Raw genomic sequence first — 18,367 nt, 5'->3', positions numbered from 1 at the left:
ACATGGTATTTAATCGGTAGGATTAGCAACTATGAGTACAAAGAAAAGCGATAGCGCTAAAAAAGTTCAGGTTCGAATCTCTGTAACTAACGTAAATTCAGATTTAAATTTTGAGAGCGAACTCGGAGCTGCCGAAATTCAAGGCGCTGTGAATGCAGCCCTTAAATCAGGTGAAGCTTTAACTCTGGAAGATATTCGCGGTCGGGTCGTGATGGTTCCTGCAGACAAAATTGGTTACGTAGAAATTGGCGAACAAACCGATCGTCGTGTCGGTTTCGGCGCCCAATAAGTGTCACTAACTTTCGAAGACCTTCCACTTCGCCAAGAAACAAAGGCTGCTCTTAAGGAGCATGGTTTTGCTTCGCCTTTTCCCATCCAGGAAATGGTTTTACCAATTGCGCTCGCAGATGGTGATGTCATTGGCCAAGCCAAAACTGGTACTGGAAAAACACTTGCATTTGGTATCCCTCTGATTGAACGAGTCATCGCACCAAATGACTCAGAGTGGCAAGGACTGGAACATAAAGGTGCACCTCAAGTATTAGTTGTTGTACCCACTCGCGAACTATGTATTCAAGTTGCAAAAGACATTGATGAATTAGCAAATAATCGTGGAATTAGAACGTTAGCCGTCTACGGCGGACGAGCATTCGAACCACAAATAGATTCACTCAGCGCAGGTATCGAAATTGTTGTTGGCACTCCTGGACGACTATTAGACCTATATCGCCAAGGACACCTTAAACTCAAAGAAGTTTCACGACTTGTCTTAGATGAAGCAGATGAGATGCTCGACCTTGGTTTCTTGCCAGATGTTGAAAAGATTTTTACAAGCACACCAAAACGTTCGCAAACAATGCTTTTTTCAGCGACTATGCCTGGAGATATTCTGAGCCTTGCACGCCGATTTATGAATCAACCAATTCACATTCGCACGCAAGATAATGAAGATGAAGGCGCTGTAGTTTCAAAAATTGAGCAGCATGTTTATCGTGCACATGCAATGGATAAAATTGAGATGTTGGCACGAATCCTGCAAGCAGATGGTCGTGGTCCCACAATCGTTTTTTGTCGCACTAAACGAACATGCCAAAAGACAGCAGATGATCTACTCGAACGAGGATTTAGATCTGCGACCATTCATGGAGATCTTGCTCAAACTGCCCGAGAGAAAGCACTCAATGACTTCAAGGCGGGTAAAACAGATGTGCTTGTTGCTACCGATGTTGCGGCGCGCGGAATTGATATTGATGGAATTACTCACGTAATTAATTATCAGTGCCCAGAGGACGAGAAAACATACGTTCATAGAATTGGACGTACTGCACGTGCAGGCGCCCACGGAATCGCAGTCACTTTTGTTGATTGGGACGAATTGGCTCGCTGGAAGATGATTGATATGGCTCTCAAGCTTGGTTTACCAGAACCAGAAGAAACATACTCATCTTCAGAACATCTCTATGAAGTAATGAAAATTCCTGCTGGCTCAAATGGGCGAATGGTTAAAGCAAAAACTGTAAAGGTTGATGCACCACCTAAAGTTGAACGGATGACGGAAAAACGTGAACGTACTCGAACTAAGAAATTTAAAAATGATTAAGGTGCTCGAGAAGGCTGTATGCCGCTTCTCGGTACGCTTCAGCAAAATCTGAACTCTTATCTGTAGAAAGCACGCTGCGCTTTTGCGAAGTGGCTGCATCAATATCTGATGCAATTGGAATGTGTGCATCAAGCAAGATGGCATTTTCAAAGAGTTTTGCCTGATCTGCTCCAAATCCATCAATGGCAAGTATGAATTTTTTAGCTGCAGAATCAACTTTTAAAGTACTAATTGCTCCGCGCAGACTGTGAATCGATGCACTTGTTGGAACAACCAAAGCATCTGCGGCAACGAGTGCCATAGCCAGCCGTGAATCAATCTGAGCTGGTGTGTCAATGATTACAACATCGTAGCTAACTGCTAAAGAAGTCAAAAATATTTTAAGCGCTTTCGTGTCATTAAATGAGGCGAGTCTTGAGTCTGCGCCAATGAAATCAAATCTTTCAGCAGTTGTGATGTCATTGCTCTGTGAAAGCGTTTTGCCTTGTAGCAAATCAGTGATTGTTTCTCTTGCTTTTTCATAACCTAAAACAAAGGTTAATTCTGACCTGGGATCTAAATCAATTAACAAGACTTTCTTTCCGTATTCAACACTTGCAACTGCGAGTGAGTGCGCAGTCGTGCTCTTATAGGTTCCACCAGAAATGTTAGCTACGGCAATAACTGAAATCATGAAGCAACCCCCCACCTAATGAGGGCTTGCTTGAGAATAGGTGGCTGAAAAATGTTTTCGGGTACGAGTTTTAGCGTTGAACGAGTTGCAGTTAGCGCAGCATTTGTAAGTACATCTTGGCCTGGTAACGATGGAATTGCATAAAGTTTGCGAGCCCATAGTGGAAGAGCTGCTGTTGCCAAAGCGCTGAGAGATGCCCACGCAGGTGCTGCTGGAGTCGCAAATCGAATGGTATTTGGCATCGGAGGAAAGGTGAGAAATAGTGCTACACGTTTTGCATCATCACTGGCATAAAGCTCTGGTGCAATATTTTCAAAATATAATTTAAGTTCTTCTCTGTTTGATGGAACTGTTTCGGGATTAATTCCTACTAAACGAGCAAAATCAACCATTTCTTTTATGTATTGATCTTGATCTTGTGGGGCTAATGGCATTCCAGAGCGAATTGCAACATCTAAGAATGAATCAACCAGTGCCATATGCACCCACAAAAGTAGATGTGGATCATCAAGGCCTAATTTTGTATGAACAGAACGCACTCTTGCTGCAAGGGCTTCTGCGTCTTTGCGTGGAGCAAAACTCAATGTTGCAACGTAATCTCCGGTTCGTTGCAATCTACCCCAAGTATCTTCACGAAAATTTGAGTTCTTCGCTACGCCATCCATGGCAACGGGATGCAACGCTTGCTGTAAGAGTGCTCTGATTCCGCCAACAACCATTGATGGATCACTGTGAATTTTCCATACAACGCTCTGGGGTGAAAACAAGCCAAATTCTGAACTCATGCTGCAGTGAATGCCTTTATTGCATCTGCAATCATTTGAATTGCGATTGCTGCTAGTAATAGACCTGCGATGCTGGCAACAAGATTTACGCCAGTATCTTTAATTACCTTAAGAATGGTTGTTGAAGCCATCAAAGTAATCGCTATCGCAAGGTGAACAGCAATTACAGCAACAGCTAGTCCAATTCCTTGTCCAACATTTTCTATTTTTTGTACATAAATCATCGTTGCAACGATTGCACCTGGTCCCGCAAGTAAAGGGGTGCCCAGGGGAACTAATGCAATGTTATTTGATTTGCGATTTTCTGAACCTGGTCGTCCGCCCATTAACAATTCAAGGGACACAATTAGCAACAAAAGACCCCCTGCTGCTTGAAGTGATTCAAGTGAAATATTTAAGTAAGAAAGTACAAGGCGACCAAAGAGTGCGAATGTGGTGATTACAACGAATGAAACCGCTGCTGCTTGCCATGCGAGTTTGCGGCGCGTGGCAGGAGATTTATCAGAGACTAATCCTAGAAAAATTGGTGTCGCACCAGGTGGATCCATGATGACAAAGAGAGTTACGAAAGCTTGCAGTGCAAATGTTACGGCGGTGATTTCGCCCATGTTCATGCTCTGATGACCCTTCGCTTATCCGCCTCTGATTCAAGACGTTCCCATTGTCCCTGATGGGTATGGTTTTCGCCTAATGAATTAAGTTTTCCAGTTCCGTGATAGTCACTTGCACCAGTAATAACTAAATCCAATTCACGAGCGATATCTGCCAAAGCGCTGCGCTCATCATTGCTGTGGTCTCGATGATTAACTTCAATGCCGTTTAAGCCTGCAATTTTTAGTGGCAAAAAATCTGCAGCTGAGAGTACTTTTCCACGAAGCGAAGCAAAAGGATGTGCAATTACTGCAACTCCACCAGCACTTCGAATCATGGAAATTGCATCCTCTGGTGTGGGCGCAAGATGTGCCACGTAATATGGCGAATTGTTATGAAGTAAATCTGTAAATGCTTCATCTCGTGAAGAGACAACTCCGTTTTTAACGAGTGCATCAGCGATATGTGGCCTGCCTAGCGTTGCACCCGCAGGCTTTACTGATTCGACATCTTCTATTGAAATTTTTATCCCGCCAGCATTGAGTAATTCAATAATCTTAAGTGCTCGTGGAATACGGCCATCTCGGGTATTTTCCAGCATTTCTTGCATCTGACTATGTGCGCCATCGAAGAGTAAACCCAACATGTGCACACTAATTCCATCATTTGTCAGACAAGAAATTTCAGCGCCAAGTGCTAGTGATAAATCTCCGCGCAGAGTCTTTTGTGCACTCTCCCACCCGGAAGTAGTGTCGTGATCTGTTAGCGCCAGCACTGTTAATCCTTCTGCGATTGCTTTATTAACAAGCTGGGCGGGTGAATCGGTTCCATCGCTGCAATTTGTGTGTGTATGTAAATCAATCATGTAAGAGTTCCGCCTTTAAAGGACGAGTACGCAAAACAACTAATGCGCATCCACCAAGAATCAAAATAATGCCTGGCAAGATCGCAATAGGTGGAGTTTGATTTAACCACCAAATAGCCAGAACTGAAGCAACGGGAACTTCAAAGAAAATAATGAGCGAGACAACAGCGGGTGAAACTCTCTTTAAAGCAGAGTTGAACATGTTATGACCAAGTAATTGAGCAAAAACTATCAAGCCAATGACCAGCCACCATTCGTTGCCACTAAAGTTCCAAATTTTGAATCCACCAATTAACATAATCGGCAATGCTGTTAACGCACACGTTGCATAACAAATTGCTGTATACGAGCTGGTTTCCAGGCTCTGTTGCGCCTTGGATCCAATGAGCACATAAATTGCTGCAAGGGCTGCAGAAATTATTGCTGCAACATCTCCTGCAAATGATCGCAAAGAAATAGTTAAATCCACCCCAGAAATTAAGAGCACCCCAGAAAAGCTGACAACCATTCCTAACCATGCACGAGATGGAATATGTCCACCTCTGATGCGTAGAAACAAAGCTGCAAATATTGGTTGCAGGGCAACAAGTGCTGTGCCTGCTGCAACTGTTGTCAGGCGCATTGCTAAAAAGAATGCGATGAAATGCATAGCCAGAACGAATCCTCCTAATACCGCCCATGGCATTGCATCACGATTCTTGCGATGCTTATAAGCGAATGGAGCAATAACTAAGGCCCCTCCAAGATTTCGCCAAAAAATTAAAGTAACGACAGGCATTGTGCTCAGAGCAATGAGTGGACCGGAAACTCCAATTCCAATAATTCCAATACCAAGGCGAATTAAATCTTTGCGGCCAGGCATAGCTGTATGACTATTGATGAGGGACTTCTGCTCTGGCATAGGGCAAAAGTATCTATTTCATAGAATTTAAGCGAAAGCATCGAGGTCCTTTGACGCGTTACCCTTAGCCCATGAGCGGAAACTTGATTAATCGAGTATTTCTCGCCCGTCTTGCAGGTACCGCGGTCTTTGATCCAAATGGTGATCCAGTAGGAAAGGTGCGAGATGCTTTGGCGACCCTGCGTGCCAATAATCAACCACCAAGAATTTTAGGTTTAGTAGTTGAAGTTCCACTACGTCGTAGAGTTTTTGTACCAATTACACGTGTGACATCAATTGAAAGTGGAACAGTAATTATCACTGGCCTACTTAACATGCGTCGTTTCGAATCTCGCACTGGCGAAGTTTTAGTTCTAGGAGAAATGCTTGATCGCTCCATTTCGCTGGTCGAAACTGGAGAAAAAGTTGTTGTTGAAGATATGGGCATGGAACAAAACCGAACTGGTGATTGGCTCATCACGCGAGTACACGTCATGCGTCGCGGCACAGGATTGCGCCGTAAAGGAGCCACCTCAACAGTTACGTGGGAAGAAGTTTCAGGCTTTGCAACTTCTGAACACAACCAAGGGGTTGCAAACTTACTTGCAACTCTGAGCACACTTCGAGCTGCTGACCTTGCAACCGTTATGCACGACTTGGCACCAAAGCGTCGCGTTGAAGTTGCACGTGCACTCAATGATGAACGTCTGGCAGATGTGCTTGAAGAAATGGATGAAGCAGAGCGCGTTGAATTGTTAGCAGAACTAGAAGGTGAACGCGCCGCCGATGTTTTAGGTGAAATGGATCCAGATGATGCTGCCGACTTGCTCCGTGAAGTTGGGCAAGAGCGCGCGCAGGCACTTCTTGAATTAATGGAGCCAGAAGATGCTGAAGACGTTCGTCGCTTAATGAATTACGAGGATTACACAGCAGGCGGCATGATGACAACAGAACCAATTGTGATGACTGCAGATAACACTGTGGCAGAAGCACTGGCTGCAGTTCGACAGAGTGAAATCTCGCCAGCCCTTGCCTCACAAGTATTTATCTGCCGTGCTCCACTAGAAACTCCTACTGGCAGATTTATTGGAATTGCACATTATCAACGCCTATTGCGCGAGGCCCCATCTAGGCTTTTAGGATCAATGGTTGATACTGATACTCAAGGATTAAATCCCCAAGCATCACTGAATGAAGTTTCGTCATACTTAGCTAGTTATAACTTGTTATCGCTGCCAGTAGTCGATGCAAACGAGCGTTTGTTAGGCGCAGTAACAGTTGATGACGTACTCGATCACTTGTTGCCAGAAAACTGGCGTCATGATCATCGTGATAATTCAAAGACAGTAAATGTTCTAGAGCATGAAGAATTAATCAATACAGAAGAGAGCGAGAGATAAAAATGGCACGCAACAACCGTTTAGATACTCCTCGTGAGGCAGGTCGCACACTTCGTCCAAACTTTGATCCTGAAGCATTTGGTCGCTTATCAGAACGATTTGCACGTTTCCTAGGAACTGCAGGGTTCTTGGTATATATGACTGTCTTTGTATTGAGTTGGGTTTTGTGGAACGCCTTTGCTCCAGTTGATCTTCGCTTTGACGATTTCCCATTTATCTTTTTAACTCTGATCTTGTCACTACAAGCTTCTTATGCTGCGCCTCTCATTCTGCTTGCACAAAATCGCCAAGCAGATCGAGATCGAATTCAAGTAAGTGAAGATCGTGCTCGCAATGAGCGCTCAATTGCAGATACTGAATATCTCACTCGTGAACTTGCGAGCCTTCGCAATGCTTTAGGTGAAGTTGCTACGAGAGATTTCTTGCGCAATGAACTTGGTGACATGCTCGAAGAAGTTCTCAAAGAATTACGTGGAAACACCCAGCCTGACACCGAGAAGTGATTTCTTTCTAACTACTAATTGATCCACAATTGCAATGATTGATTTAGCTGCAGCACTTTCAGGATATTGAACAACTACAGGTGCACCGTTATCTCCACCAGTACGCAAATCAGGACTGAATGGAACCTTTCCAAGTAATGCCACATTAATTCCTGCTAATTCTGAGAGTCTCTTTGCTGTTTCTTCTCCGCCACCAGAGCCAAATAAAGAAATCATGTCGTCACAGTTAGGGCACGGAAAGTCAGACATATTTTCAATTACGCCTACAAGATGTTGCTTAATTTGATGGGCAATACGACCAGCTCGTTCAGCAACTTCTGCGGCAGCAATTTGTGGCGTTGTAACAACAAGAATTTCTGAAGTTGGAATGAGTTGGCCTAATGAAATTGCAAGATCACCAGTTCCTGGTGGTAAATCAATAAGTAACAAATCTAAATCACCCCAGTATGCATCTGAGAGCAATTGTTCTAAAACCTTATGCAAAAGTGGTCCTCGATATGCAACAGCGTCTGAACGTTCTGGTTTGAACATCTCCATGGAAACAACTTTTACGCCATATGACTCCAGTGGAATAAACATTTGATCAATGGCTGTGGGACGTTGACCGATTAAACCCATCAATCTTGGTACAGAGTGACCGTAAACATCAGCGTCTAATATTCCTACGCGCAAGCCTTTTTGGGCTGCTGCTACTGCCAAGTTAACGGTGAGCGAAGATTTTCCAACTCCCCCTTTACCAGATGCAATTCCGATTACTCGTGTAAGAGATTCTGGCTGAGCAAATGGAATTATTTTTTCGCGACCATTGCGTAATAAAGATTTCAGGTTTCCACGTTGCTCTTCATTCATCACACCAAAGGTAATTTCAACGGAGGAGATAGTTTCAACAGCCATAACTGCTTTTGAAATGTCGCTGCGTAAACGATCTTGCATTGGACAGCCCGAAATCGTGAGCAAAATCTTGAGTTGAGCAATTCCTGCGTCGACTTGAACAGATTCAACCATTCCTAAATCAGGAAGTGGGCGATGAATTTCTGGATCTTCTACAGTTGCTAGAGCTGCATGTATTGATTCAATGATGGTCATAGCAAATCCGGATCAATTTTAGGTTGTGCCGATGTTTTTGGCTTGTCTTCATCGAGTGCACCTGCCAATTGCTTTTTAATGAAAGTTTTTGGATTCAAATCTGATGGCTGTAAATCTTCGAATCCCGGTCCAAGGTTTTCACGTAATTCCGCAGTTGCTGTATTGGCTAAATTCTTTACTTTTTTTAAGAACTTTGCAGCATCGGAGGAAAACTTAGGTAAGCGTTCTGGTCCTACAAAGATAATTGCGATTAACGCCAGCCCAATGAATTCGCCTGGACCTATCCCAAAAATCATGTTTTTAGCCTAGTGGTTGTTTCTGATTAGTTCTTGCCAGCAGCGAGAACGACCGTTGCTGTGCGTGTGCTACTGCCGCGTTTGTACTTGATCTCAACTCGATCACCAATATTTTTTGATCTGATAGCAACAATGAGTTCATCACCATTATTTATTGTCTTACCTGCAAATTCGATAATGAGATCTCCGGGTTGCAATCCTGCTTTCTGCGCAGGACCACCAGGAAGAATTGCTCCATCAGCAGTAGTCACTTTCGCACCTGGTCCAGCAAAATTCATATCAATTGAAACTCCCATAACAGGGTAAGAAGCTTTTCCAGTCTTAATCAATTGATCTGCAGTTTTTCTTGCTTGATTTATTGGAATCGCAAAACCCAATCCAATTGATCCAGCCTGACTAGTCGATGCACCACTAAGTGTTGCAATTGCGGAGTTAACTCCGATTACTGCTCCTGTTGTGTCAATGAGTGGACCACCAGAATTTCCTGGATTAATCGCAGCATCTGTCTGCAGCGCGTTGATAAATGAGTTTTCACCGGCGGTTCCACCAGCTGTTACAGCTCTATCTTTTGCACTAATAATTCCTAATGTAACTGTGCCAGATAGACCAAGCGGTGATCCAATTGCAATAACAGCATCGCCCACAGCGACTTTATCACTATCGCCAAATTGAAGTGCTGGCAATCCAGTTGCAAGAATCTTCAGAACCGCTAAATCATATGATGCATCTCTACCAACAATTTTGCTTTCAAACTCTTCACCATTGTTGAGGGTGACAATAATTTTTGCTTTAGAGAGTGCTGCTTGCTCAACAACATGGTTATTCGTGAGAATAAAACCAGAACTATCAATAATAAATCCTGAACCACTACTTCCTGACCCTGTGGTTATAGAAACTACTGATGGCAGGACTCTATTTGCTAAACCAGCGACTGAATCTGGTTTGCGTTCAACGGCGTTAGTTGCAGAAACTAGATTTGCATTGCCACCAAAGAATCCACCAGTTGCATTAATTCCGAGTACGCCACCAACTATTCCGGCAATGATGGCCAGTACAACAACAGAGCCTGGACTCACGCCTCTGCGCGATTGTGAAAAATCCTGAGAGTTCCACCAAGGTGCATCATCTCGAGCACGCGATTTTCGGGAAAGAAAACTCATAGCACCTATCTTGCTACAACTTTGTTGCGATTAACAAACCATCGCCAACGGTAATGAGTGTGCTTACCCAAAGATCTGTGGCACCCTTCACAGATTTACCAGCTTCGCGCAGGGCAATTGTTCGCGGATCTCGCTGTGACGGATCACTAACTTTGCCACCACCAAAGAATCCATCGATAACCATTACTCCACCGCTACGTAGTATTCGATGCGCCTCTTCCACTGTGTATGTCAAATCTTCAGGATTGTGACGCAACACAACTAAGTCATATGCACGATCAGTTAACTTAGTCATCACATCCATAATTGAATTAGTTATAAGTCTGTAGCGAGATGGTGCAATGTCTGCATCCTGCATGGCAATACGCGCAATTCTTGAATGCTCTGTTTCATCATCAATAGAAGTCAGGGTGCCACTTGTAATCATTCCGCCCAGCAACCACAGACTTCCGACCCCAGAACCTGTTCCTACTTCAACTACTGATTGTGCTGAGAGTTGGTGAGCAAGTGCGCGAAGAAAAGAACCAACGCCCGTTGAGGCATCTTTAGCCCCAACTTCAACGCCTCGCGCTCTGGCACGAATTTGGAATTCATCTTCTGAAATGAATCCTTCTGCGTAAGTATGTGGATCAATTTTCATCATAAACTCATAATCCAATCAATGAGAACGCGAACACCAAATCCTGTGCCACCTTTTGGTGACTCTCCTGCATCACTTTCGCTACGCGCAGTTCCTGCAACATCTAAATGAACCCATTTTCTTTTTCCAGTGAATTTTTCTAAGAACAGTGCAGCCGTAACAGAGCCAGCAGAGTAATCACCTTTATCTGCCGTGTGATTAAAATCTGCAATGTCACTTTCGAGTGAATCTTGGTAATCATCAATGAGCGGCATGTGCCACAAACGATCTCCAGATGATTCACCGACAGCAACTAACTCAGATGCTAGAGCACGATCACGTGTGTACATGGCACCATATTGGCGCCCAAGTCCGAGTGTTGCCGAACCCGTTAGCGTTGCAATGTCTATTAGATAATCTGGATTGAGTTTTGCATCCGCATATGCCAATCCGTCAGCTAAAACCAAACGACCTTCAGCATCGGTATCTAGTACTTCTACGGTGGTGCCGCCGTAGTGAGTAATAACATCACTGGGGCGTTGTGAAGTTCCAGAGAGAGCATTTTCTGCACACATCAATAAAGCTGTGACTTTGACGCGTGGTTTTAATTCTGGCAACGCGCCAACAACATTTAGAACTGCAGCTGCGCCAGCCATATCACTCTTCATTGCCATCATCAGATCGTATGGACGTTTGAGTGAAACACCACCGGTATCAAATGTGATTCCTTTACCCACAAGAACTACGTGGGCAATTCGTTTACCAGTTGACTTTGGTGAATAAGTTATTTGAATAAATCGCGGTCCTGGCTTGGGGGAAGAGTTACCAACTGCTCGTAACCCGCCAAATTGAGCAAGCTCTTTGCCCGCTAAAACTTTGATTGAAAGTTTGCCTTCTTTGGCAACCTTTTGTGCCTGATTAGCCATCCACAAAGGATTTTTGATATTCGAAGGCGTGTGGACTAAGTCGCGAGCGCGACAAACGGAGTAAGCAATAACTTCGGCTCTACGAATTATCTTTTCGTCTTTACTCACAATATTAAATGTTGGTTGATCTGAAGTGGAGTCACTTTTGAGTGTCCATGTGTAGGCACCCAGAACCACCGAAATAGCGTGGGCTCTAATATCTGCAGAGTCTGTCGCGAGTAAAGTTGAAACAGTTATCTTCTTGCCGCGTAATTTTCTTCCAAGGCTTGCTGCTGCTAGTCGATGAGATTGCCTACTCTGATCGCCTAAACCAATAACGAAAACTCGATCTGCCTTTGTTGCCTTCTGGCTAATTGGAATTTCTAGAATTTCTCCAGCTTTGCCACCAGGTTGAAAGAATGAAATTTCATCAATGAGATCAATGTCAAAGAATTTTTCGATTGTAGATATCGCGTTGATGTTGCCAACTAATTCAAATGTGGAGTCTTCGGACTTAACAAATCCAACTGCAATCGCATCTGCGCTGACAATGTCTTCTAGCGAAGGTTCGATGCTATTGAGTTGGGCGTAAGGCATAGCGCAAAGGCTAACTAAAAAAGGTAGAAATGCGTCTTATTTCTTGACGAGGGAAACTGCGGCATGTAATGCAGCGCTGAGGTTATTAGCTTCCTCTGCATTCATTTCAACTACGAGACGTCCGCCGCCTTCAAGAGGAATACGCATCACGAGTGAGCGAGCCTCTTTTGTGACCTCCATAGGACCATCACCAGTGCGGGGTTTCATAGCTGCCATCTGGAGACTCCTTAGGGAAATAAATCGAAGAGTGTTCTGTAAGAGGAGAAGTATCTCGTATTTAGAGCGAATATATGAAATCGAGAAAGCAGGCTTATAAACCCAGAGTTTTGCTCAGGCGGGCCTTTCCAATGGCGATCACAGCCGTAACAGAGCGCTCAGGAACGCCCAATTTTTGAGCAATCTCACTCGGTGACATTGACCGCAAATAATGCATCGTCAAAATAATTCTTTCTTCCTCCGGCAGCGAAGACAGAACTTCTGACAAAGTTTTGGGTTCGCTCATACGCCAAGTTTACTGTGCAGACGGGCAGCAATCCCCCGCATATAGCCAACTTATCGTGAGAGTTATCTAAGAGTTCGAGCGAATCTACGCAGAGAAATCCATACTCCAACGTAGAGAGCAGGTTTAAGTATCAAAAATATTGCACGTGGCGCCCAGATGATTTCTGACCAATTAAATTGAGATTTCTGATCATTTATTGCAACTACTTCAAATCTTCCAGTGCCTTTAATAATTTTACCCGTATGTAAAACATCGCATATAAATGGTGGTTGCCAGTTAGTCACGACCATGGTGTCTAAAACTCCGAGAAATTTTAATCGCGGAAAAAATTTATGAAATGGACCAGTAAATGCCGCAATCTCGGTACCGGGTCCACTTTCAATTTCAGAAGTTAGCCACACAGATGTTTGTAGCATCCACTTGCCTTGCTTATTCCAATCAGTTATTTCATACCATGCGCGTTGGGCATCGCAAGGTAATGTAAGTGTTAAAGCAATGTAATTATCGGCCACCACAAATGTCCAATGCTTGATCGATTGTTGTGCACCAATGTAGTAACTCACGTTGACCAGGTTTCACAAAGCCTTCGACTTCTAGATGATCTATCAACGTTTTAAGTGGGTCATACAAACCAAATGGATCAAGAACGACCACTGGTTTTTGGTGAAAATTTAAGAAACGCCCAACCCATATTTCAAATAACTCTTCTAGGGTTCCGAGGCCGCCAGGTAATGCAATAAATGCATCACCTAACTCTTCAATCCTGCCTTTGCGCTCACGCATCGATCCAACCACCTGAAGTTCATGGCTATCTTTATCGGCAAATTCAATATCTACGAGTAATTGTGGAATTACGCCAATGGTGTGGCCGCCAGATTTTCTTACTCCACGCGCAACTGCGCCCATCATTGAAATGTGTCCACCACCGGAAACTAGATTCCAAGAACGCGCGCCTATTGCTTCTCCGAGTTCGAATGCTAACTCTTGATATTTCTTATCAATCGTTGGAGAAGATGAGCAATAGACAGAAATTCGCAATGGCATGGACGCAAGAATAGGCGTTACGCTTAGCCCATGTCACAACGCATAGCATCGGGTCACGGTCTCGCAACGATTTCTCTCAGCGGAGCCGTTTTGGATACCTGGTTTCCAGAACCGATGTTGGGAAATCTTTCAAACCCAGTTCTTCCATTCCTTTCCGCCCTCGCAGGTGTTGATGAGATCCGCGGAGTAAAGCGTGAAGTTGTCTCACTTGAAATTGATTTAGATAAAGCGCCCGAATCTGTTAGTGATGCCTACCTTCGACTCCACTTGTTTTCTCATCGAGTGATTAAACCTCACGGTGCGAATGTTGATGGCATCTTTGCAATTCTAAATAATGTGGTCTGGACTTCCGTTGGACCATGTCCTGTTGAAAATTTCGAAATCACACGTGCAAAGCTCAAGCAAAAATATGGCGCGATAACTGTTTTAGCTGTTGATAAATTCCCACGAATGGTTGATTACGTCATTCCATCAGGAGTACGCATTGCCGATGCCGATCGAGTTCGACTCGGTGCTCACCTATCTTCAGGCACAACTGTTATGCATGAAGGATTTGTTAATTTCAATGCCGGAACCCTTGGAACGTCAATGGTTGAAGGACGCATATCAGCTGGAGTAGTAGTTGGTGATGGAACCGATGTTGGCGGCGGGGCATCAATCATGGGCACTCTTAGCGGTGGTGGAAAAGAAATTATTTCTGTAGGAGAAAAGTGTCTACTCGGTGCAAACTCTGGACTTGGCATTTCACTTGGTAATAACTGTGTAATTGAAGCAGGAACATATATAACAGCTGCTGCAAAAGTTAGATTGCCTGATGGCGAAATAGTTAAAGCCTCTACGTTATCGGGGGCCAATGATCTTTTGTTTAGACGTAACTCACTCGATGGCTGCCTTGAGGCAATTATGCGAAGTGGTTCATGGGGCGGATTGAACTCAGTTTTACACTCTAATTAAATTAAGTTAAACCATGCAGATGGCAATTGCGTTCTGCTTCTAAAAGTTTCTCCACGTAATGTAGAAGTTTTTCCATCGCTAGATGTTGCTGTAATTGTGGCAACAGTTCCGGTGGTATTTCGAGAATTAATGCTTAGTGAGACAACATCTATGAGTAAGAATGCTTTTGCAAGAATTGCCTGATCTAAGGCACGATTCCATGTGAAAAACCGAGGGTTAAGTACAGGGTCTTGGCTATAAGGATCGGCAACGCTAGTAGTAAAACTTCTTTCTTGGCCCCATGCGTTCACACTTGTTTCTGTTTGCCCTCCACTAGATGAGGTAAAAAACGCCGTGATAGGTAAGTTATTTAATGTAATCACTTCGCCTGTACTTTCAGATGTCGAGCTAGCTTGGACAGCGGCTTTCCACATTGGCCCATAAATGGGTTCGATTTCTTTTGAAATACCTACAAATGCTTGATCTGAAATATTGTTATAGACATTACAGTCACACGCTCGCTTTGGTATTCCAACTTTACTTAATGCATAGGACCTAGAAGCGATGCCCTGCGCAATTAAAGCTTGCGTTGGCCACGATGAAGGAACTTCACTGATTCCAAAGAGATACTCATCATGAATTCGAACAGTGTTTGTGATTTCCATTCTGTGACCAATTATTGGTGCTTTCACGGATTTAACTTGAATTTGGCCGTATCTGTATTTCACGCTCTTTGAATTTACTTTTAATGAAACAGTTGATGGCGCACCTTCCAAATAACGCGTGCCTGACCAACGAGTACTCCATGTTGGACTTGTTCCAATTAGTTGAGAGTTTTTTCCCGTAACAATATAGGCAGAAACTTTCGAGCCTTGTTGAATAAATGAAATACCAGATTTTGATGTGAGAGATGCGGCGGGAATTGCAAGGAGGTCTTCGCCAACATCGCCTACATATAGATTAAGTACAGAACCTTGGACACCAGACTTAAGTGTTGCTTGTGGCAGCAAGTGCCCAATGTTGACCCGAATGTTCTGATTATCGGAGAGCGAAACAATCTGAGTACCAGAGTAATAATATGAAAGTATTGAATTCGCTGATTCTCCAGCTAGTGCTTTACCGCGTGCTCCGATTTGGCTTAAACCCACTCCATGCCCATATCCGGTTCCTTGAAAATTAAATGTTGCTGGAACTTCAATTGCTTTGGCAGGAGTAATCGAAAGCAGGAGTGTAAAGATTACTAAGAGGGTTTTAGAAATCCTCATCAATTGCAGAGCTCTTTCCTAGATGCAAGAATTCTTGATACTCATCAATAACTTGGTTCGGATTTCCGCGTGTAACGAGTTTGCCTTTATGTAACCAGGCTACGTCGTTACAAATTTCGCGCAGCGTACCCATGGCGTGGCTTACTAATATCAACGCACGATCTTCGCTTCGTAGCTCTTTAATTCTGTTAAAGCTTTTTTCTTTAAAGTGCGCATCTCCCGTACTGAGCGCTTCATCAACAATTAAAATGTCTGGCTGAACTGTTGCAGCAACTGAGAATCCAAGTCGTGCATACATTCCAGAAGAATATGTACGCATAGGAGCATCTATGGCATCGCCTAACTCAGAAAATTCTGCAATTTCATCAAAGTGATATTCAATTTCTTTTCGAGTCATTCCTGCGGCCAAGCCGCCCAAATAAACATTTGCTCGACCGGATAAGGAAGGATTAAATCCAACTCCAAGGGCCAACAATGTGCTCACACTTCCAAATACTTCAATGCGACCAGTTGATGGCGGAATAATTCCAGCGATTGTGCGCATCAGAGAGGATTTACCAGCTCCATTTGTGCCGATCACACCGAGCACTTGGCCGTATGTGACATCCAGATTTACATTTTCCAAAGCTTGAACAACGCGAGTTTGTTTTGTACCGCGACCTACTGCTTTAACTCGTGCCTTAAGTGTTGGCCTGCGATCGATAGCAGTTGTGTAAGTAAGACCTAAGTTTTGAACTGAAACAGCAAGGTCACCTGTTTTATGAATTGCGTTAGAGGCGGACAGCGAACTCACGCTCCCTAGATAAGAAGAAATAAGTTCCAACAAGTAAAACACCTAACGCCCAAGCAAGTGCAGTGAGCATGCTAGATAGCTGAGGAGTTTGTGCATGCACGATGGATAAAGACCAGGATTCTAGAATCGAAAATAGTGGGTTAAAGTATTGGAACACCCTGAATTCAGGTTTAAGTGCTGATGCTTCATAAAGAATTGGAGACAAGTAAAGAAAAGTTCTGGTCAGATAAGGCAAAAAGCTTGCAATGTCTCGGAAATACACATTTACTGTTGAAATAAGAATAGCTACACCTAAAGAAAAAATCAGCGCAATTAGAATTATTGGAATTGACCACAACATTTCCCAACCAAAAGGCAAGCTGAGCAATGTTCGCATGATCATGAAGACCAGCAAGGTTGGAATAAATTTAAAAAACGCAATAACTGTTGCAGAGATAGGCAACATCATCCGTGGAAAGGCTGTGTTAAGAATCAATCGTTGTCCAGCAGTTACGGATTTAACTCCCCCGCTTAAGCTATTGCTAACTAAATAAAAGAGAAAAAGACTGGCTGTGAGATGCCCGTATCGAATCGATCCACCTGAGCCGCCAATGATGACAATCAACAAGAAATAAACTGCTGAAAGCATCAGTGGATTTAGAACAAGCCAGAGTTGTCCAAAGATTGAATCGAAGTGCTGCTCTCGCAATTCAGATCGAGAATATTCCGAAATAAAAGTTCTGCGAGCCCATAGTGAACGCCAATATTTACGAAGTGGTGGCAGGCCTGCTCTAAATGGTTCGTATACCTGCAATGGCGTGTTCACGGAGTACAGGCTACATCAGCCAGTACTTTCTCAGCGTTCTGAAGGAGCAAGAGTCTTGGGTGATGTGAGAAATCCAAGGCCCCACGACATCTGCATAGTGAACAAAACGATTGGCAAAAGAATTCTTTCAGTAATTCCTTTGCCTGTTAGTAACGATGCCAGTATTAAGAAAATTCCATAAATGGCCGCTGGAATAATAAATAATTTATTCAATGTCAATGCCAAAACAATTGACATCAAGGCTGTAACTAATGAAAAAGGTGGCGCTAAATAACGATAATTAATCGTTCCCTTATGTCTGCGAGAAACAACTCTGCGCCATCTTCCGTACTCAAAATACTGTTTTGCTAAAGCTTTCACTGATGAACGTGGGCGATAAATAACGTGTAATCGAGGATCAAAAAATATCTTTCCTCCTGCTTGGCGTAAGCGGTAATTTAATTCCCAATCTTGTGCCCGGATAAATCTCTCATCGAAACCGCCCAGTGCAATAACTGCAGCGCGAAGAAATACTCCGAGATAAACCGTATCGACATATCCTGACTCACCGCCTGTGTGAAATCTCGATGCACCCACGCCTAACGGACTGCGCATGGCTCGGGCAACAGCTTTTTCAAAGATTGAAACGCCTTGTGCACCCATGATTCCACCGACATTTACTGCGCCACTAGATTTCATTATTTCGATTGCAAGTGAAATATAGTTTTGTTGAATTTGTGCATGTGCATCAACTCTGACAATTACAGGATTAGTTGATTTGTTTAAGGCCAGATTTAATCCCGCTGCAGTTCTGCCGCTCGGGTTCTTCACCAGCAAAATTCTCTTATCTGCTGATGCCAACCGTTCTGCTATCTCATTAGTTTTATCTTTGGAGGGGCCTAGTGCCAAAATGATTTCTAGCTCTCCCGCATAATCTTGAGAAAGAATGGATTGAACAGCATTTGCTAAATGTAATTCTTCATTTAGGACTGGGAGTACGACAGAAACAGCGGGCAACTGTGATCCCGGTGAGAGAGATAACTCAATTCCTGATGTCGCCATAACCCCTACACGCTATCGTCCAAG

23 protein-coding genes are annotated in these 18,367 nt (G+C 43.7%); 5 read left to right on the top strand and 18 right to left on the bottom strand.

Going from position 1 to position 18,367, the window contains the following annotated elements:
• Positions 1–31 precede the first annotated feature (31 nt).
• Both PHILAsVB114_RS01810 and PHILAsVB114_RS01805 read left to right on the top strand, forming a co-directional pair.
• A complete protein-coding gene (locus tag PHILAsVB114_RS01810) occupies positions 32–289 on the top strand; it encodes a DUF3107 domain-containing protein (protein WP_095697699.1) in 258 nt (85 codons plus the stop codon).
• The gene (locus PHILAsVB114_RS01805) at positions 290–1,600 is read left to right on the top strand and encodes a DEAD/DEAH box helicase (protein ID WP_095697698.1); all 1,311 of its coding nucleotides are present in this window, start codon (positions 290–292) and stop codon (positions 1,598–1,600) included. It begins immediately after the preceding gene.
• Here PHILAsVB114_RS01805 and PHILAsVB114_RS01800 read toward each other — a convergent pair.
• The 5 genes from PHILAsVB114_RS01800 to PHILAsVB114_RS01780 are packed head-to-tail and all read right to left on the bottom strand — an operon-like array spanning position 1,587 to position 5,415.
• Positions 1,587–2,273: a ParA family protein gene (locus PHILAsVB114_RS01800; RefSeq protein WP_095697697.1), complete on the bottom strand. Its 687-nt coding sequence runs from the start codon at positions 2,271–2,273 to the stop codon at positions 1,587–1,589. The genes PHILAsVB114_RS01805 and PHILAsVB114_RS01800 overlap by 14 nt on opposite strands.
• Positions 2,270–3,058: an oxygenase MpaB family protein gene (locus PHILAsVB114_RS01795; protein WP_095697696.1), complete on the bottom strand. Its 789-nt coding sequence runs from the start codon at positions 3,056–3,058 to the stop codon at positions 2,270–2,272. The genes PHILAsVB114_RS01800 and PHILAsVB114_RS01795 overlap by 4 nt, the downstream gene beginning before the upstream one ends.
• Complete coding sequence (locus PHILAsVB114_RS01790) at positions 3,055–3,666, bottom strand: MarC family protein (RefSeq protein WP_095697695.1); 612 nt, start codon at positions 3,664–3,666, stop codon at positions 3,055–3,057. Before PHILAsVB114_RS01790 ends, PHILAsVB114_RS01795 begins: the two co-directional genes overlap by 4 nt.
• A gap of 2 nt (positions 3,667–3,668) precedes the next feature.
• Positions 3,669–4,514 (bottom strand): PHP domain-containing protein, encoded by an 846-nt coding sequence (locus PHILAsVB114_RS01785; protein WP_095697694.1) that lies wholly within the window; start codon positions 4,512–4,514, stop codon positions 3,669–3,671.
• Complete coding sequence (locus PHILAsVB114_RS01780) at positions 4,507–5,415, bottom strand: DMT family transporter (RefSeq protein ID WP_095697693.1); 909 nt, start codon at positions 5,413–5,415, stop codon at positions 4,507–4,509. The genes PHILAsVB114_RS01785 and PHILAsVB114_RS01780 overlap by 8 nt, the downstream gene beginning before the upstream one ends.
• Before the next feature lie 71 nt (positions 5,416–5,486).
• Between PHILAsVB114_RS01780 and PHILAsVB114_RS01775 the strand changes: the two genes are divergently transcribed.
• On the top strand, positions 5,487–6,794 hold the full coding sequence (locus tag PHILAsVB114_RS01775; RefSeq protein WP_095697692.1) for a magnesium transporter MgtE N-terminal domain-containing protein: 1,308 nt from the start codon (positions 5,487–5,489) through the stop codon (positions 6,792–6,794).
• 2 nt (positions 6,795–6,796) lie between these two features.
• Positions 6,797–7,297 carry a DUF1003 domain-containing protein gene (locus PHILAsVB114_RS01770; protein ID WP_095697691.1) on the top strand — a complete coding sequence of 167 codons (501 nt, stop codon included), beginning with the start codon at positions 6,797–6,799 and terminating at the stop codon, positions 7,295–7,297.
• Here the strand turns inward: PHILAsVB114_RS01770 and PHILAsVB114_RS01765 are convergent.
• From PHILAsVB114_RS01765 to PHILAsVB114_RS01725, 9 genes are all read right to left on the bottom strand, one after another.
• Complete coding sequence (locus PHILAsVB114_RS01765) at positions 7,262–8,383, bottom strand: Mrp/NBP35 family ATP-binding protein (RefSeq protein ID WP_095697690.1); 1,122 nt, start codon at positions 8,381–8,383, stop codon at positions 7,262–7,264. The two genes, PHILAsVB114_RS01770 and PHILAsVB114_RS01765, sit on opposite strands and share 36 nt — an antisense overlap.
• Positions 8,380–8,679 carry a sec-independent translocase gene (locus PHILAsVB114_RS01760; protein WP_095697689.1) on the bottom strand — a complete coding sequence of 100 codons (300 nt, stop codon included), beginning with the start codon at positions 8,677–8,679 and terminating at the stop codon, positions 8,380–8,382. Before PHILAsVB114_RS01760 ends, PHILAsVB114_RS01765 begins: the two co-directional genes overlap by 4 nt.
• 26 nt (positions 8,680–8,705) lie before the next feature.
• Positions 8,706–9,839 carry a S1C family serine protease gene (locus PHILAsVB114_RS01755; protein WP_095697688.1) on the bottom strand — a complete coding sequence of 378 codons (1,134 nt, stop codon included), beginning with the start codon at positions 9,837–9,839 and terminating at the stop codon, positions 8,706–8,708.
• 13 nt (positions 9,840–9,852) lie between these two features.
• A complete protein-coding gene (locus tag PHILAsVB114_RS01750; protein ID WP_095697687.1) occupies positions 9,853–10,479 on the bottom strand; it encodes an O-methyltransferase in 627 nt (208 codons plus the stop codon).
• Complete coding sequence (locus PHILAsVB114_RS01745; RefSeq protein WP_095697686.1) at positions 10,479–11,960, bottom strand: leucyl aminopeptidase family protein; 1,482 nt, start codon at positions 11,958–11,960, stop codon at positions 10,479–10,481. Before PHILAsVB114_RS01745 ends, PHILAsVB114_RS01750 begins: the two co-directional genes overlap by 1 nt.
• A 36-nt stretch (positions 11,961–11,996) precedes the next feature.
• Positions 11,997–12,176, bottom strand: a complete 180-nt coding sequence (locus tag PHILAsVB114_RS01740) for a DUF3117 domain-containing protein (protein ID WP_095697685.1) — start codon at positions 12,174–12,176, stop codon at positions 11,997–11,999.
• 94 nt (positions 12,177–12,270) lie between these two features.
• Positions 12,271–12,462 (bottom strand): sigma-70 family RNA polymerase sigma factor, encoded by a 192-nt coding sequence (locus tag PHILAsVB114_RS01735; RefSeq protein WP_095697684.1) that lies wholly within the window; start codon positions 12,460–12,462, stop codon positions 12,271–12,273.
• A 62-nt stretch (positions 12,463–12,524) separates the two neighbouring features.
• Positions 12,525–12,974, bottom strand: a complete 450-nt coding sequence (locus PHILAsVB114_RS01730; RefSeq protein ID WP_095697683.1) for a hypothetical protein — start codon at positions 12,972–12,974, stop codon at positions 12,525–12,527.
• Entirely contained in the window at positions 12,964–13,506 is a 543-nt protein-coding gene (locus PHILAsVB114_RS01725; RefSeq protein ID WP_204246813.1) for an LOG family protein, read from the bottom strand. Before PHILAsVB114_RS01725 ends, PHILAsVB114_RS01730 begins: the two co-directional genes overlap by 11 nt.
• 30 nt (positions 13,507–13,536) lie before the next feature.
• Between PHILAsVB114_RS01725 and dapD the strand changes: the two genes are divergently transcribed.
• Positions 13,537–14,460, top strand: coding sequence for a 2,3,4,5-tetrahydropyridine-2,6-dicarboxylate N-succinyltransferase (dapD, locus tag PHILAsVB114_RS01720; protein ID WP_095697682.1), 924 nt, complete (start codon positions 13,537–13,539; stop codon positions 14,458–14,460).
• On the opposite strand, the gene PHILAsVB114_RS01715 is transcribed toward dapD, so the two are convergent.
• The 4 genes from PHILAsVB114_RS01715 to PHILAsVB114_RS01700 are packed head-to-tail and all read right to left on the bottom strand — an operon-like array spanning position 14,457 to position 18,343.
• On the bottom strand, positions 14,457–15,704 hold the full coding sequence (locus PHILAsVB114_RS01715; RefSeq protein ID WP_095697681.1) for a SpoIID/LytB domain-containing protein: 1,248 nt from the start codon (positions 15,702–15,704) through the stop codon (positions 14,457–14,459). The two genes, dapD and PHILAsVB114_RS01715, sit on opposite strands and share 4 nt — an antisense overlap.
• Positions 15,691–16,497 (bottom strand): ABC transporter ATP-binding protein, encoded by an 807-nt coding sequence (locus tag PHILAsVB114_RS01710; protein ID WP_095697680.1) that lies wholly within the window; start codon positions 16,495–16,497, stop codon positions 15,691–15,693. The genes PHILAsVB114_RS01715 and PHILAsVB114_RS01710 overlap by 14 nt, the downstream gene beginning before the upstream one ends.
• Positions 16,475–17,302 carry an ABC transporter permease gene (locus tag PHILAsVB114_RS01705; RefSeq protein WP_157906135.1) on the bottom strand — a complete coding sequence of 276 codons (828 nt, stop codon included), beginning with the start codon at positions 17,300–17,302 and terminating at the stop codon, positions 16,475–16,477. The genes PHILAsVB114_RS01710 and PHILAsVB114_RS01705 overlap by 23 nt, the downstream gene beginning before the upstream one ends.
• Positions 17,303–17,332: 30 nt before the next feature.
• Positions 17,333–18,343 carry a glycosyltransferase family 2 protein gene (locus tag PHILAsVB114_RS01700; RefSeq protein ID WP_095697678.1) on the bottom strand — a complete coding sequence of 337 codons (1,011 nt, stop codon included), beginning with the start codon at positions 18,341–18,343 and terminating at the stop codon, positions 17,333–17,335.
• Between the last annotated feature and the right edge of the window lie 24 nt (positions 18,344–18,367).

Origin of the sequence: Candidatus Planktophila limnetica, from assembly GCF_002288365.1 — a bacterium.
Classification (GTDB): Bacteria; Actinomycetota; Actinomycetes; order Nanopelagicales; family Nanopelagicaceae; genus Planktophila; species Planktophila limnetica.
The sequence above is the reverse complement of the archived record's forward strand: the minus strand, read 5'-3'. Positions and strand labels throughout refer to the sequence as shown.